14 protein-coding genes and 2 pseudogenes are annotated in these 14,136 nt (G+C 70.5%); 5 read left to right on the plus strand and 11 right to left on the minus strand.

The features are described 5' to 3' along the window. Positions 1-52 precede the first annotated feature (52 nt). Positions 53-1,036, plus strand: a complete 984-nt coding sequence (locus OG747_RS10770; protein ID WP_405879076.1) for a GNAT family N-acetyltransferase — start codon at positions 53-55, stop codon at positions 1,034-1,036. 170 nt (positions 1,037-1,206) lie between these two features. Then, positions 1,207-1,659, plus strand: coding sequence for a RidA family protein (locus OG747_RS10775; protein WP_405879077.1), 453 nt, complete (start codon positions 1,207-1,209; stop codon positions 1,657-1,659). Positions 1,660-1,700: 41 nt separating this feature from the next. Here the strand turns inward: OG747_RS10775 and OG747_RS10780 are convergent. Both OG747_RS10780 and OG747_RS10785 read right to left on the minus strand, forming a co-directional pair. Beyond that, a pseudogene (locus OG747_RS10780) lies at positions 1,701-1,790 on the minus strand (Asp/Glu/hydantoin racemase); the annotation flags it as partial. A gap of 50 nt (positions 1,791-1,840) precedes the next feature. Then, on the minus strand, positions 1,841-3,985 hold the full coding sequence (locus tag OG747_RS10785; protein ID WP_405879078.1) for a zinc ribbon domain-containing protein: 2,145 nt from the start codon (positions 3,983-3,985) through the stop codon (positions 1,841-1,843). Between the two features lie 322 nt (positions 3,986-4,307). On the opposite strand from OG747_RS10785, the pseudogene OG747_RS10790 reads away from it, so the two are divergent. Then, positions 4,308-4,526 (plus strand): annotated as a pseudogene (locus OG747_RS10790) (FCD domain-containing protein); the annotation flags it as partial. Positions 4,527-4,563: 37 nt separating this feature from the next. Here OG747_RS10790 and pip read toward each other — a convergent pair. Continuing rightward, positions 4,564-5,526: a prolyl aminopeptidase gene (gene pip / locus OG747_RS10795; protein WP_405879079.1), complete on the minus strand. Its 963-nt coding sequence runs from the start codon at positions 5,524-5,526 to the stop codon at positions 4,564-4,566. 9 nt (positions 5,527-5,535) lie between these two features. Continuing rightward, the gene (locus OG747_RS10800; protein ID WP_405879080.1) at positions 5,536-6,318 is read right to left on the minus strand and encodes a uracil-DNA glycosylase; all 783 of its coding nucleotides are present in this window, start codon (positions 6,316-6,318) and stop codon (positions 5,536-5,538) included. A 165-nt stretch (positions 6,319-6,483) separates the two neighbouring features. Here OG747_RS10800 and OG747_RS10805 point away from each other — a divergent pair, with 165 nt between their 5' ends. Beyond that, complete coding sequence (locus OG747_RS10805; protein WP_405879081.1) at positions 6,484-6,984, plus strand: RNA-binding S4 domain-containing protein; 501 nt, start codon at positions 6,484-6,486, stop codon at positions 6,982-6,984. An 18-nt stretch (positions 6,985-7,002) separates the two neighbouring features. On the opposite strand, the gene OG747_RS10810 is transcribed toward OG747_RS10805, so the two are convergent. Then, a complete protein-coding gene (locus OG747_RS10810) occupies positions 7,003-7,494 on the minus strand; it encodes a DoxX family protein (protein WP_405879082.1) in 492 nt (163 codons plus the stop codon). Between the two features lie 111 nt (positions 7,495-7,605). Further along, on the minus strand, positions 7,606-8,592 hold the full coding sequence (locus OG747_RS10815; protein WP_405879083.1) for an acyltransferase domain-containing protein: 987 nt from the start codon (positions 8,590-8,592) through the stop codon (positions 7,606-7,608). 125 nt (positions 8,593-8,717) lie between these two features. Here OG747_RS10815 and OG747_RS10820 point away from each other — a divergent pair, with 125 nt between their 5' ends. Continuing rightward, positions 8,718-8,984, plus strand: a complete 267-nt coding sequence (locus OG747_RS10820) for a DUF6343 family protein (protein ID WP_405879084.1) — start codon at positions 8,718-8,720, stop codon at positions 8,982-8,984. A 52-nt stretch (positions 8,985-9,036) separates the two neighbouring features. Here the strand turns inward: OG747_RS10820 and OG747_RS10825 are convergent, their stop codons facing one another. The 5 genes from OG747_RS10825 to rpsA form a co-directional block, all read right to left on the minus strand. Continuing rightward, positions 9,037-9,417: a tetratricopeptide repeat protein gene (locus OG747_RS10825; protein WP_362513563.1), complete on the minus strand. Its 381-nt coding sequence runs from the start codon at positions 9,415-9,417 to the stop codon at positions 9,037-9,039. Between the two features lie 50 nt (positions 9,418-9,467). Then, positions 9,468-10,076 carry a dephospho-CoA kinase gene (gene coaE, locus OG747_RS10830; RefSeq protein ID WP_405879085.1) on the minus strand — a complete coding sequence of 203 codons (609 nt, stop codon included), beginning with the start codon at positions 10,074-10,076 and terminating at the stop codon, positions 9,468-9,470. A gap of 56 nt (positions 10,077-10,132) precedes the next feature. Then, positions 10,133-11,071 (minus strand): PAC2 family protein, encoded by a 939-nt coding sequence (locus OG747_RS10835; protein ID WP_405879086.1) that lies wholly within the window; start codon positions 11,069-11,071, stop codon positions 10,133-10,135. A 179-nt stretch (positions 11,072-11,250) separates the two neighbouring features. Further along, positions 11,251-12,072 carry a flavin monoamine oxidase family protein gene (locus OG747_RS10840; RefSeq protein WP_405885502.1) on the minus strand — a complete coding sequence of 274 codons (822 nt, stop codon included), beginning with the start codon at positions 12,070-12,072 and terminating at the stop codon, positions 11,251-11,253. Positions 12,073-12,402: 330 nt separating this feature from the next. Continuing rightward, the gene (rpsA, locus tag OG747_RS10845; RefSeq protein WP_405879087.1) at positions 12,403-13,902 is read right to left on the minus strand and encodes a 30S ribosomal protein S1; all 1,500 of its coding nucleotides are present in this window, start codon (positions 13,900-13,902) and stop codon (positions 12,403-12,405) included. Positions 13,903-14,136: the final 234 nt, after the last annotated feature.

Raw genomic sequence — 14,136 nt, forward strand, 5'->3', positions numbered from 1 at the left:
GCCCCTTCCAGGGCAGGGCTGTTGCCCCGGAGCGCTCCTACGCTCCGGACCCATGAGAAATGATCTCGTGAGAAATGATCTCGCCCTGCGCGTGCACGAACGCCTGTCGGCGTCCGGCGGACTGCGTGCGGTCGGCTTCGGCGAAGGGCGCCGGTTCGGGCTCTGGGATCTCGCGTCACTCGCCGAGGGCGCCCTCGGCGAGTGCGTCGACCCGGACTCGCTCACGGTCACGCGCGAGAAGGAGTTACGCGTTCGGCTGGGTTCGCACGGGCGGGCACACCGGCACGAGGACGAGTACCGCAGGAGGTATTGGATCTGGCCACAGCACGAGCACGCCCCCGGCCCCGGCCCCGGTTCTGCTCATGCGTCCGGGCCCCTGGGCACGATCGCCGTCGACACCTGGCCCGCCGGCGCCGGGGCGCTGCGGGTCTGGTCGTTGTACGTCCATCCCGTCGCCCGGCGGTGCGGTCTCGCCGCAGCGGCGCTGGGCACGGTGTACGACGCCTGCCGTGCCGAAGGGCTGCACGGTTTCCGCCTCGACGCGCACTGGACCTGGCAGAACTCGGTGCGCTACTACCTTGCCCGAGGGCTGTGGGTCACCTCGTGGAAGCACGCACTCGGGTTCGCCCGGCTGTCGTATCTGCCGCGGTACGAAGTCCGCGAGAGTGAGGATGAGGGTGAGTTGACCTTCCTGGTGGCGGGCTCAGGAGGTTCCGCTCAGTGGGTGCCGCTCCTCGTGGCCGGTGATCAGGGCGGTCGGCTGCGGTTGCGGGAGACCGCCGAGTACGCCGGGCTCCCGGACGAGCGTGCCGCCGTACGGCTTTACGCGCGCTCGACGCTCGCGCTGCATCTCGCCGTCCGGGGGCGCCCGTTGATCCGGGGAGAGGAGGAGTGGGCCGACGCGGGGGACTGGTGCGACATCGGGGAGCCGGAGGGGCTCGCGTACAGGATCGGGGCGTTCGAACGGACGGCGCGGGACGACGGGTGGCGGGTGGACAGCCCCTATGGCGATGGCGGGGCCTTCGGTTGGGGATGACCGACGGGGTCTTCCGCCAGGGATGACCGGGGGTGGCTGGGATGACCCAGGGGGCCGGGGGGCCGGGGGTCGGGGGGCCGGGGGCCGGGGGAAAATCGAATGCGGTCGCCGGACGCGTGCCCGCATGATCGGCAGGTTGCCCACCCCAGCCGAACAAACCCGGAGTTCCCGTGCTCACACGCGTCACCGCCCCCAGCCTCTTCCCGCCTCCCGCCTACGCCCACGCGTCGGTCGTCGAGGCGGGCACGCGACTCGCATTCCTCGCCGGGGCCGTGCCGCTGGACGCGGCGGGGGAAATCGTCGGCGTGGGTGATCCTGTACGGCAGGCCGAGCAGGTGATCGCCAATCTCGGCGATCAACTTCGCGCGGTGGGCAGCGACTTCGCGCACGTCGTGTCGACCGATGTGTATGTCGTGAGCGGTGAGCCCAGGGTTCTTTCGGACGTCTGGGGTGTCGTCGAGGCATCAGGGCTCAGTACGGGCCCCCACTCGTCGACGCTGCTCGGGGTGGCCTGCCTCGGGTACACGGGGCAGCTGGTGGAGATCACGGCGACGGCCGTCGTGCCCGAGTCCGAGTCCGAGTCCGAGTCCGAGTCCGAGTCCGAGTCCGACGGTCGTTGCTAGGACCGCCCTCCCGTCCCTCCCGGAGCGCGCGTCGCTCCTGCTCACCCTGGGGCGCCGCCCCACACCCGTCGCTTCGACAACGGCCGCGCATAGCCGCCCACCCGGCTCGTCGTCAGCCCCAGGGACACCAGCAACACCCGCTTCCACGACTGCATCCTCGCCATGGCGGGCAACAGCGTCTCTAGAACTCTGTGTGTGCCTGTGGTTTCCAGGCTTTTCGGGCGCGGCGTGGCCGTGTGCGGTCGCCGTTGTGGGGTCCGAACCTCGGGGTGAGGGGGTGGACCTCGGTGGCGTGCAGGTGGTGGAAGCCGGTCCGCTCGGCGGCGCGGGTGCGCCGCCGGCAGGTTCTGTTCGAGAGCCGCATCCGGCCGGCCGGAAGAAGGTCTTCCGGCCGGTGGGGTGCGGGTACTCCATGACCTGGCACCGGCCCGGACAGGGCTGGTGCCTGTGTGTCATGCCCCGCCGGACGCTGGACTGCCCCCGTGGTGGGGGTGGTGGCGGGGACCGTACGCACATCGGGCATACGGCGGGAAGTCGTGGGGCCCGGGGCATGTGCCGGGGCAGCACGCCGGGCGGGCTGGTATTGGGGGCCGGTGGGCCTGCTGGGCGTGGGGTGCCCCTTGCCCGGGGTGGCCTTCGGTCCGCGCGGCCGGGGTGGGGTCATCTCGGCGCGGCGTAGTCGGCGCAGGCGGCGGGTGGCCTTCTTCGGGCGGCGGACCAGAGCCACCGTGCCCTCCATCGTGGTGCGGATGGTCCGGGCGCCGGTGGCGCGGTCGGTGAGGGTGTGGGCCTGGGCGAGCAGGCCGCGGGAGACGATCCGGCGGGCGGCGGCGTGATCCCGGTCCATGGACAGTCCACACCGCGCGCAGTGCGCCCACTTCCAGCCGCGCTCGGCGAGCCGGTCGGGGGCCGGATGGTGGGTGAGGGTGTTCAGGCAGCCGGGGCACAGTGTGGAGGTGCCCCGGGCCGGGACGGTGACCACCGCGATCCCCGCCTTCGCTCCCAGGTGCCGCATCGCCTCGGCCACCGTGCCGCGCACCTGCCCGGACAGCCGGGCGTTGCCCTTGCGGTGGCCGCGGGCTTCCAGGGTGGCGAGGTCTTCCAGGTAGATGACGCTCGCGCCGAGCGCTGCCGCCTGGCCGACGGCCCAGCGGGCCGCCGCCCAGGCCAGCGCGGCATTCAGCTGCCGGATCCGGGCACACACCCGCACATGCTCGACCTCCAGTACCCGTGCCCGGTCGAGGTGTTCACCCCAGGCCAGGTGCGGGGAGCCGAGCCCATCCGCGAGGGCCCGGTAGTGATCACGCTTGACGGCGAGGTGCTCGCGCACGCCGCGCAGCCGGTGCAGGACGGCACTGACCGTGGTGGCGTCGAAGACCAGGGGCCGCCCATCGGTGACCACCCGGCGGGTCTGCCCTCTTCCGGTCAGGCGGCCCAGGACACCGGTGAGCAGGGTGTTGACACCCCAGTCGAAACCGAGCCCCACGGTATGCCCACTCGCCCTGGTGGCCGTCACGGGCCGGGAGTGCGGCAGGTCGACGGCGATCCGGCCCGTGCGAGTGGTGCGCAAGGTGGGGGTGTGCAGCACCGCGTCCGCCGCGACGGTGCCGGGCAGCCGGATGTCGATCACATGCCAGACCCAGTCCCGCCCCGTGGCGGGCGCCGCCCGCAGGGGGAGCTTGACCCGCAACCGGGCACTCGCCTCGTCCACCCGGGCCAGCGTGACCTGCTGGCGGTCCATCGCCGCCAGCAACACCTGCCCGGCCACCCGCGGCGGGCCCTCCAGGACGCACAGCCCGGCGGGCAACAGCCCGTACTCGGCCACGTACGCACGCACCTGGCGGGTGCGGTTGCGGATCTCCGCACCACTCACCCCAGCAGGCAACACCGCCCGCAGCGCCGCCCATTCCGCCTCGGTGCGCCGCCGCGGATCATCCGGCCAGGTGGCCAGGACCGCGGCCACGATGCCGCGCCGGTGCAGGGCCAGCCGCAGGGTACGCGCGGCATACTCCTCCACGCCCCGGCGCACCCGGTCCGAGACATACACCCCCGCCGGGGACGGCACATCCTGGGGCCAGGTCAAGCGGCGCAGCGCCATCCACCCCTTGGACGGCAGCGCCTCGCCCCGCCCGTCCACCCCGGCGGCCAGCACATCCAGGGAATCCTCATCCCACCGGGCGGCCACCAGAGCACCGGCCAGCTCCCGGCTCAACTCCGCCAGAAACCCCACCCGTTCCAGCAAGACACGCTGCCCGACCCGCTCACCACTGCCCTCCAGCACACCGGAGAAGGCGGTGCACGTGGCCGTCGCCATCAGCCTGGCCATGCCCGCCACCCCGCCTATCCCGCACGTGTCCGGCCATCTTCAGCAGCGGCCGCATCCCGGCACTCCGATCGGCCTAACGACCGACCATCACACAAAGACACGGCCTTCCCGCACCCTCAGGGTCCGGGAAGGCCGGGAAAGTGCGGGAAGACCACGACCGTCGGCATCCGACGAGGACAAGACGGTGAACACCCGCATCTCTCAAAATCGATGGAAACCGTAACCAACCAGGATGAAAGCAGTGGCAGATCCTGAGGATCCGCACCGATGACACGAAGTAGCATCAACCAGCCTGCTCAAGCCAAACACCCAACAGTTGAAGACCCTGCTGATCTCCGTCATGGAGCCGGTCGACGGCCGGCTGCGCCGGCTCACCCGTCAGAACGAGGAGTGGCCTCAACTCCTCACCGAGGACCACGAGTTGTACGAGTCCATCGCCTCCGGCGACCCAGAGCGTGCTCGCGCGCACGCCCTCGCCCACGTCCAGGCCAACTACCGGTCGACAGTGCGGCACCTCTTCGGCGAAACCGAAGTTCCCTGAACCCGAAGTTTCCTGAACCCGAAGATCCCGACAGGGCCTAGCGGAGGGCGTACTTGTCCGTTGCCGCCACCAACGCGTCCACCACACCACTCGCCCCCATGGTGTGCCCCACGTCGTCCACGACGACCAACTCACTGTCGGGCCAGGCCCGGTGGAGCCGCCACACCGTGCCCAGCAGGTTCGCGAAGTCGAGACTGCCCTGGACGAGGGTGCCGGGGATGCCCTTCAGCAGGGGCGCGTCACGGATCACGACGCCCTCGTCGTTGTCCTCCCCCAGGAAGTGGTCGTTGCCGAAGTAGTGCGTGACGGTCCTCGCGAAGCCGAGGCGGAACGACGGGTCCTCGTAGCGCTCCACGGACCTCGGGGGCGCGGGGACGATCGCCGTCTCCCAGTCGGTCCAGGCCCGCGCCGCCCGCACCCGCACCTCGGGGTCGGGCGATTCGAGCAGCCGGCTGTACGCGGCCGCGAGGTTCCCGTCCCGGTCCCCCTCGGGCAGCTCGGCGAGGAACCGTTCGAAGGCCTCGGGGAAGATCTTCCCAAGTCCCCTGGTCATCAGGGCCACTTCGGCGTTCGATCCGGTGGCCACCGCGGTCAGCACCAGCTCGGAGACGACGTCCGGGTGCGTCTGCGCGTACCGCAGCCCCAGCACCGAACCCCACGACACCCCCCACACCAGCCACCGCTCGATGCCCAAGTGACGTCGCAGCAGCTCCAGGTCCCCGATCACATGCGCCGTCGTATTGACGCTCATGTCCGTCCCGAACACGCTCGCGAGCGGGGTGGAACGTCCGCAACCGCGCTGGTCGAGCAGCACGATCCGGTACTTGGCGGGGTCGCAGTAGCGCCGGAACCAAGGACCGCAGCCGGACCCCGGACCGCCGTGCAGCATGACGGCGGGCTTGCCGTCGGGATTCCCGCAGACCTCCCAGTACACGCGGTTGCCGTCGCCGACGTCGAGCATGCCGTGGTCGTACGGTTCGATCTCCGGATACAGTCCCATCGGGCGAGGTTAACCCTCGTACGGCCGCGTCGTCAGCCCCGCCGCCCCGGCCGCCGTACGCAGCACGTCCCGCAGCATGGCGGGCGTCAGCCGTCCGGTGAACGTGTTCCGCTGGCTGACGTGAAAGCACCCGAAGAGCTCGACGGACCCCGGCGATTCCTCCGAGCCCAGCGAGACATTCGAGCCCCGTGAAACCTCCGGCCCCAGAGAAACCCGCGCCCCGTGCGCGAACACCGGCCTGGGCCGGGGCACCGTCCACCCCGCCGCGGCGAACGCGGGCAACGCGGCCTGCCAGCCGAAGGTTCCGAGCACGACCACCGCCCGGAGCGTGGGCCGCAGCAGCTCCAACTCCCGTACGAACCAGGGGCGGCAGGTGTCCCGTTCCCCGGGCGTCGGCTTATTGGCGGGCGGCGCGCAGTGCACGGGCGAGGTCACGCGTACGCCGTACAGCTCCAGTCCGTCGTCCGCGCTCACCGAGGTCCCGCGCGACGCGAGCCCCACGTCGTGCAGCGCCGCGTAGAGCACGTCCCCGGACCGGTCTCCCGTGAACATCCGCCCGGTCCGGTTCCCGCCGTGCGCGGCGGGCGCGAGCCCGACGACGAGCAGCGAGGCGTCGGCCGGTCCGAAGCCGGGGACCGGGCGGCCCCAGTATGTCTGGTCGGCGAAGGCGGCACGCTTGGTGCGGGCCACCTCCTCGCGCCACGCGACCAACCGCGGACAGGCCCGACACCCGGCGATCCGAGCGTCCAGATCACCCAATGCACCCAGGCCGTCCAGGTTCCCGACATCCATGCCCCCACCGTACGACCAGGCACCCGCCGCCCAAGCCCAGGTACCCGTCACGGCCCACAGGCACCCGTCCCGGTCCTGACCTCGATCCGGCCGAACTTCCACACCGCCATGGCGAGACCGCCCAGCCGTTTCCGGGCCGCGGGAGGCGTCTTCTAAAGTCGAGGCATGGCTTCTGATGGTGCGGACGTCGAGCAGAACGTCGAGCAGGTCGAGCAGAACGAGCAGGTCGAGCGGAACGACGAGAAGACGGCGGTGACCGCCGCCGAGGCCGCCCGTCCGGCGGGCGGCGAGAGTGTGCGGGTCGACAGCTGGATCTGGTCCGTACGTCTGGTCAAGACCCGCTCGATGGGTGCGACCGCCTGCCGGGGCGGGCACGTCCGGGTGAACGGCGAACGCGTCAAGCCCGCATACGCCGTGCACGTCGGCGACGAGGTGCGTCTGCGGCACGGAGGCCGGGAGCGGATCGTCGTCGTGAAGCGGGTGATCCGCAAGCGGGTCGGCGCGCCTGTCGCCGTCGAGTGCTACGTGGACAACAGTCCGCCGCCCCCGCCGCGCGAGGCCGTCGCCCCGGCGGGCATCCGCGACCGTGGCACGGGCCGCCCGACCAAGCGCGACCGCCGGGAGCTGGAACGCCTCAGGGGCCTCGGCGGTCCCGAGGCCCCTTGACCGCGCCTGCGCCGTCGGTCATGCCCGTCGGCGCACCAGCCGGACCAGCTCGGCGTTGTGGCTCCTGCGCGCCCACGCGATCAGCGCGAGCGGCAGGATCAGGATGAGCGGGGTCGCCGCGTACGGCCCGTGGATGACGGTGACGTTCACGATGAAGGCACCGACCATCAGCGCGCCGAGCGCCATCGCCGCCACCGAGGACAGCGGCGGGATCAGCAGGGCGAGGCCGCCGGCGAGTTCGAGCGCGCCGATGGTGTACATCCCCGGGCTGCCCCACCCGAGCTTGTCGAAGACCTCGGTGGCCGACGGGTGCGCGATCAGCTTGGGCAGCGCGCTCGCGAACGCGTAGAACAGACCGAGCACGATCTGCAGGGCGCCCAGGGAGATCCGGGCGCCACCACGGCTGCGGGTCGTGGCGGACGCGCCGGAGGAGGCGGTGACGGCGGAAGAGGAGGCGCGGGTGGCCGTGGTGGCGGGGACGATGGTGACGGGGGCGGTGGTCTCGGACATCAGGGTCTCCTGTGCGAAGCGTTACACGTTGCTGTCGCAGAGGTAGACCGGGCACATGTCCGGAACTCATCGCCGTGGCCCGGACATTACCGGCTGACCGTGCACCGGGGGTTACAGCGCGAACCAGCCGTGCCCGCCGTACCAGTGCCCGCCCGCGCGCAGATGGTCCCCCACCGCCCGCTCCACGGCGTTGCGCCGCGGCAGCGCACCCGTCGGCAGCTCCGGATCGCCGAAGACGAAGCCGACCGGCACCCCGTCGTCCGGGGTGGTCTCCCGGTACGCGACCTCGAAGCGTTCCTGGAAGCGGATGATGTTCGAGTCCGCCGGCAGATACCGTCCGAGCTGCGGATCGAGCAGCCAGGAGTGGCACACGGCGACTTCATGGCGCTCGTCGGGATAGTGCCGGGCGAAGAACTCCCGTGCCTGCGCGAGCGACCGGTCGCAGGCGGCGGGAGACAGCGGGCCGTGGAAGTCGGTTATGTGCAGGCTCAGACAGGGGTCGCCGGGTCCGACGCCGAGGCCCGCCGCCGCGACGGCCCGCCCCGTACGCCGGCCGAGCCGCGCCCGCTGGAACTGCAGCCGGCCCAGCTGGAACAGCTCGCCGTGGAAGTGCAGGGCGATCCACCAGGGGAACAGCAGCCCCGGCGTACCGAGCCGTCTGTGGTGCACGGCCACATGCCGGCCGAGGTCGGCGAGGGTGCGCCGGGACACCTCGTCGGGGATGCCGCGCCCGCGGTGGTAGGCCCGCACATACGGGAGCGCCGCGACGAAGACGTACAGGTGGAAGCAGCGCCCGAGCGGCCCCGTCGACGCGGGGAACGCGGGCGGCTCCCACCCCTTTCCGATCTCCCCCATGTCGCGTACGAAGCGGCCGACGCACCGCGCGAGGAGCGTCATCGCCTCCGGGTCCGCCGCCAACCGGGCGCGCAGCGCGACGAGTTCGTTGATGTGCTCGTGGGCCACGGCCAGGTCGAGCAGGATGTCCGGCAGCTCGTCGGCGTCCGGCAGCACCGCCTCCGTCCGGGGGGTGTCCTCGCTCTCCAGGTCCCTCAGCCACTCGGCGAGCCTCGCGTCCGCCCGCAGCGCCTCCAGCAGCACCCTCGCCTCCCGTCGGTCCGACCACTGTCCGCTGTCGCCCGTCAGCTCTCCGCGGTCCTTTGGTGAACGTGCACTGCGAAGAGTACGTTTCCAGTAGGAGCGGTGGTCACGGAGTAGTGGTTGCGATGCGTACGGGCAGTGAACCGATGACAGCGCGCAGTCCTCTGCGGCTGCGCTTCTGGCTGAGTGTCTGGGGCCTGGTCTGGGCGATCTTCGGAACGGCCGCGTTCGCGTGGGCCGGACGGCCCGGGTGGGCGGCCGCCTGCGGCGTGCTGTGGCTCATCGTCACCGTCGACATGACCATGATCCTGCGGCACATCCATCAGGGGCCGCATTACCAGCCGGGCCGCGACATCCCGCCGTACCGCCCGCCGGACCACCGCCACCCGTAGAACCGAACCCGTAAAGGACCCGCGAGGGGCGCGCACGATCCGCGGGGGGCGGCTACGAGTCGAAGCGCGCCGCTTCCAGGTACTGCGGCTTCGGGTCGAGCGCCGCCGCCAGTCGGAAGTGCCGCTTCGCCTGGTCGGGGCGACGCTGGCGCTCATAGGTGCGGGCGAGCGCGAAGTGCGCGAACGCGTTGTCCGGCTCGCGCTCCAGGACGATCGTGAACTCCAGCTCGGCGGGCCGCAGTTGCGCGGCGGCGAAGAAGGCACGCGCGCGCAGCAGTCGGGCGGCGGTGTTCTCCGGATGCGCGGCGATCACTGGGTCGAGCAGCTTCACCGCGCCCCGCGGGTCCCGTGCGGCGAGCAGTTGCTCGGCGGCACGGAAGTCGATGACATGCGTCTCCGGAGTACGTCCGGTCGATCCGCTGATCTCGGGCACGGCAGAGTCCTTCCCTCACTGCACGGGTTCAACGCCCCCGTCGAGCGCTGCTATTCCTGGCGCGCGTGCGCCCGGCGCACGAGATCGGCCCACACTTCCCGTACGCGCCGCTCGAGCTCCTCCAGAGGTACGTCGTTGTCGATGACGACGTCCGCGATCTGCAGGCGCTTCTCGCGGGTTGCCTGGGCCGCCATACGGGCGCGGGCGTCGGCCTCGGTCATGCCGCGCAGCCGTACGAGGCGGTCGAGCTGGGTCTCGGGGCTGGCGTCGACGACGACCACGAGGTCGTACAGCGGTCCGAGGGCGTTCTCGGCGAGCAGCGGGACGTCGTGGATCACGACGGCGTCCTCGGTGGCGGCGCTCTCGAGTTCGCGGGAGCGGGCGCCCACCAAGGGGTGCACGATCGAGTTCAGGACGGCGAGCTTCTCGGGGTCGGCGAAGACGATCGAGCCCAGTTTGGGGCGGTCCAGGCTGCCGTCCGGTGCGAGCACGTCCGCGCCGAAGGCGTCGACGACGGCCGCGAGCCCAGGAGTTCCGGGCGCGACGACCTCCCGCGCGATCCGGTCCGCGTCGATCAGCACCGCGCCGTGCCGCACGAGCAGCCGCGACACCTCGCTCTTGCCGGCGCCGATACCGCCGGTCAGGCCCACCCTCAACATGACCGAGAGCTTAGGGCCTGCCACTGACAGGCCCGCCGCGGACCCCTGAGGGGGGCCTACGCGTCGCCCTCCCGCTCCGCCAGAAATCGCTCGAACTCAAGGCCGATCTCGTCCGCCGACGGAATGTCCACCGGCTCCGCGAGCATGTTGCCCCGCGTCTCGGCGCCCGCGGCGGCGTCGTACTGGTGCTCGAGGCCCTGCACGAGCGCGACGAGCTCCTCGTCGCCCTCCTGGATCTGGCGGTCGATCTCCGTCTGGGTGCGGTGCGCCTCGGTGCGCAGGGAGTGCGCGATACCGGGGAGCACCAGGCCCGTGGCGCCGGTGATGGCCTCCAGGACGGTCAGTGCGGCGTCCGGGTACGGGGAGCGGGCGATGTAGTGCGGGACGTGCGTGGCGACGCCCAGGACGTCGTGTCCGGCCTCCATGAGGCGGTACTCGACGAGGGCCTCGGCGCTGCCGGGTACCTGCGCCTCGTCGAAGGGGCTGCGGTGGCCCGGCACCAGATCGGTGCGGTTGCCGTGCGGGGTCAGGCCCACGGGGCGGGTGTGCGGGACGCCCATGGGGATGCCGTGGAAGTTCACGGAGAGGCGGACACCGAGCCGCTCCACGATCTGCTGCACGGCAGCGGCGAAGCGCTCCCACTCGACGTCCGGCTCCGGGCCGGAGAGCAGCAGGAACGGTGCGCCCGTGGCGTCCTGGACGAGCCGCACATCGAGCGTGGGCTCCTCGTAGTCGGTCCAGCGGTCGCGCTTGAACGTCAGCAGCGGGCGGCGTGCCCGGTAGTCCACGAGCCGGTCGTGGTCGAAGCGCGCCACGACCTGGTGGGGCAGCGTGTCGAGCAGCCGGTCGACGATCTGGTCGCCCGTCTCACCCGCGTCGATGTATCCGTCGAAGTGGTAGAGCATGACCAGACCGGCCGACTCCTGGGCGAGCGCCATGTCCACCACGGCCAGGCCCTTCGGCTCCCATGCGTACAAACCCTGCGGATCAAGCACTGTGACCGCTCCTCCTCGTGTTCGTACTGCACAACGCGGTGCGGAGCGCGGGCATTCCCAGCCCGCGCTCGATCACCAGTGCTTCTTAGTGTCTTCTCGGCCCGTCAGCCACCGCTGGGAGCCTGCTCGCGTACCTCGCTCGTACCTCGCGTGCCTCGTACGCAAGGAGCATGCTCGCTTTACGACGACAGCACGCGCGCGTGGAGCGCCTGGACCGCCTTGCGGGCGGAGCTGAACGCGCCGTGCTGCCAGGCGTCGGTGTAGCTCAGCCAGTCGCCCGCGAAGTAGACGCGTCCGGTGGGCTCGTTGAGCGGCTTGTAGCGGGGGTCGCCGGGGGTGCCGGCGGCGGCCGGGACGGTCGTGTATCCGCGGCGCTCTCCGCCCTCGTAGGCGAGGGTGTCGCCGAGTTCCCCCCAGTCCTTGAGGAGTTCGACGAGTTTCTCCTGGTCGGTGGCGGTCAGCTCCTTGTCCAGGGCTCCCTTGTCGGTGGCCTTGGCGAGCAACTCGGAGACATAGCCGTAGACGTCGGCCTTGGCGGTGCGGTAGCGCATCGGCTTGGTCATGCCGGTGGACTCGTTGAAGATGTAGGCGTCCGCGTTGACGTTGGTGAACACCTCGATGGGGACGCCGAGTTCGCGACAGTAGTCAAGGGTGATCATCCACTGGGGGATGCGGGCGGGGCCGCAGTTCATGTACTGGCCCTCGGCGAAGCGGGCCGTCTGGGTGTTGCCGTAGAGGTCCGTGGTCGAATCGCCGCCGCGAACCGTGAAGTTACGGCCTCCGGTGCGGGCTCCGGCCTCCAGGACCGTACAGTCGTAGCCCGCCTTGCCGAGTTCGTACGCGGACGCCAGCCCGGCGATGCCGCCTCCGATGATGACCACCTTGGCGGCGCCGCGCCCGGTGAGGGTGAAGTCGCCCGACCGCGGGGCGCGGAAGGGCTGCTCGCGCTGGGCGCCCTCGGCCGTGGGGGCGAGGCCGAGGGCGCCCATGGTGGCGAACATCGCGCCCGCGCCGCCCGTGAGACCCACGTTGCGCAGGAACGAACGCCGACTCGTACCAGGACCGCTCTGAGGTTGTGCCATGACAGGGGCTCCCCTTTCGATCTTGAACGACCGGGGAAGCCTCCCAATGCCGGGTTACGGCCCGTCAGTTACTCGTGTATCCCACAGGTTTCTGCAACCCCACGCGTGCAGCCCACTGGACGCCCAAGCGGACGACTGGGAACGACTGGGGAGGAAACGCACTGCGGGCCCGCACCCAGATGGGTGCGGGCCCGCAGTCATGCACTACTGCCCGGCAGTCAGGTGCGACTGCCTAGCGGTGAGCTGCGATCAGCTCTGGCCGCCGGCGAGCTTCTCGCGGAGGGCCGCCAGGGCCTCGTCCGACGCCAGGGCGCCGGAGGTGTCGTCCGACTCCGAGGAGTACGAACCGCCACCGGAGGCGGCCGGAGCCGCACCGGCGGAGCCGGCACCCTCGGCCTCGGCCTGCGCGTCGGCCTCGCGGGACTTGATGACCTGCGCCTGGTGCTGCTCGAAGCGTGACTGCGCCTCGGCGTACTGGTGCTCCCACGCCTCGCGCTGGGTCTCGTAGCCCTCGAGCCAGTCGTTGGTCTCGGGGTCGAAGCCCTCGGGGTAGATGTAGTTGCCCTGGTCGTCGTAGGACGCGGCCATGCCGTACAGGGTCGGGTCGAACTCGACCGAGGCCGGGTCGGCACCGAAGGACTCGTTGGCCTGCTTCAGCGAGAGGCTGATGCGGCGGCGCTCGAGGTCGATGTCGATGACCTTGACGAAGATCTCGTCGTTGACCTGGACGACCTGCTCCGGGATCTCCACGTGGCGCTCGGCCAGCTCGGAGATGTGGACCAGACCCTCGATGCCCTCGTCCACGCGGACGAACGCACCGAACGGAACGAGCTTGGTGACCTTACCCGGGACGACCTGACCGATCTGGTGCGTCCGGGCGAACTGCTGCCACGGGTCTTCCTGCGTCGCCTTGAGCGACAGGGAGACGCGCTCGCGGTCCATGTCGACGTCGAGGACCTCGACGGTGACTTCCTGGCCGACCTCGACAACCTCGGAGGGGTGGTCGATGTGCTTCCAGGAGAGCTCGGAGACGTGCACGAGACCGTCGACGCCACCCAGGTCCACGAAGGCACCGAAGTTGACGATCGAGGAGACGACGCCGGAGCGGACCTGACCCTTCTGGAGGGTGGTGAGGAACGTCTGGCGAACCTCGGACTGGGTCTGCTCCAGCCAGGCACGGCGGGACAGGACCACGTTGTTGCGGTTCTTGTCCAGCTCGATGATCTTGGCCTCGAGCTCCTTGCCCACGTAGGGCTGGAGGTCGCGGACACGGCGCATCTCGACGAGAGAAGCCGGCAGGAAGCCACGGAGGCCGATGTCGAGGATGAGACCACCCTTGACGACCTCGATGACGGTACCGGTGACGATGCCGTCCTCTTCCTTGATCTTCTCGATGGTGCCCCAGGCGCGCTCGTACTGGGCGCGCTTCTTCGAGAGGATCAGGCGGCCTTCCTTGTCCTCCTTCTGGAGAACAAGGGCTTCGATCTCGTCGCCGACCTTGACGACCTCGTTCGGGTCAACGTCGTGCTTGATCGAGAGCTCGCGGCTCGGGATGACACCTTCGGTCTTGTAACCGATGTCGAGCAGGACCTCGTCCCGGTCGACCTTCACGATGACGCCGTCGACGATGTCGCCGTCGTTGAAGTACTTGATCGTCTCGTCGATCGCGGCGAGGAAGGCTTCCTCGTTACCGATGTCGTTGACCGCAACCTGCGGGGTGGTGGCGGTGGTCTCGGTGCTGCTCGTCATGTGGGAAAGGGCTCCGGTACGGACAGAGAGTCGTAGGTACTGCTTACGCCGGGAGCCCGTTTCGCCCTGTAGAAGCCGGACAGCCAAGGAAGCGCCCCACCGAAGTGCCTGCGTCACAAAAGACGTGCCACAAACACTGCCGTAGGCGCCTCGACAACCGAGGGGACATACATACAGATGCGAGCACAGCCTGCTACGTCTGAGGTGCGCAGGCTCGCAGCGCAACTTGTAGCA

The sequence above is a fragment of the Streptomyces sp. NBC_01384 genome, assembly GCF_045040035.1.
GTDB lineage: Bacteria > Actinomycetota > Actinomycetes > Streptomycetales > Streptomycetaceae > Streptomyces.

Coding starts and splice junctions, on each gene's coding strand:
- OG747_RS10770 (WP_405879076.1), top strand. CDS start 53: ATGAGAAATGATCTCGTGAGAAATGATCTCGCCCTGCGCGTGCACGAA.
- OG747_RS10785 (WP_405879078.1), bottom strand. CDS start 3,985: ATGGCCAGGCTGATGGCGACGGCCACGTGCACCGCCTTCTCCGGTGTG.
- pip (WP_405879079.1), bottom strand. CDS start 5,526: ATGGGACTGTATCCGGAGATCGAACCGTACGACCACGGCATGCTCGAC.
- OG747_RS10800 (WP_405879080.1), bottom strand. CDS start 6,318: ATGGATGTCGGGAACCTGGACGGCCTGGGTGCATTGGGTGATCTGGAC.
- OG747_RS10805 (WP_405879081.1), top strand. CDS start 6,484: ATGGCTTCTGATGGTGCGGACGTCGAGCAGAACGTCGAGCAGGTCGAG.
- OG747_RS10810 (WP_405879082.1), bottom strand. CDS start 7,494: ATGTCCGAGACCACCGCCCCCGTCACCATCGTCCCCGCCACCACGGCC.
- OG747_RS10820 (WP_405879084.1), top strand. CDS start 8,718: ATGCGTACGGGCAGTGAACCGATGACAGCGCGCAGTCCTCTGCGGCTG.
- coaE (WP_405879085.1), bottom strand. CDS start 10,076: ATGTTGAGGGTGGGCCTGACCGGCGGTATCGGCGCCGGCAAGAGCGAG.
- OG747_RS10840 (WP_405885502.1), bottom strand. CDS start 12,072: ATGTTCGCCACCATGGGCGCCCTCGGCCTCGCCCCCACGGCCGAGGGC.
- rpsA (WP_405879087.1), bottom strand. CDS start 13,902: ATGACGAGCAGCACCGAGACCACCGCCACCACCCCGCAGGTTGCGGTC.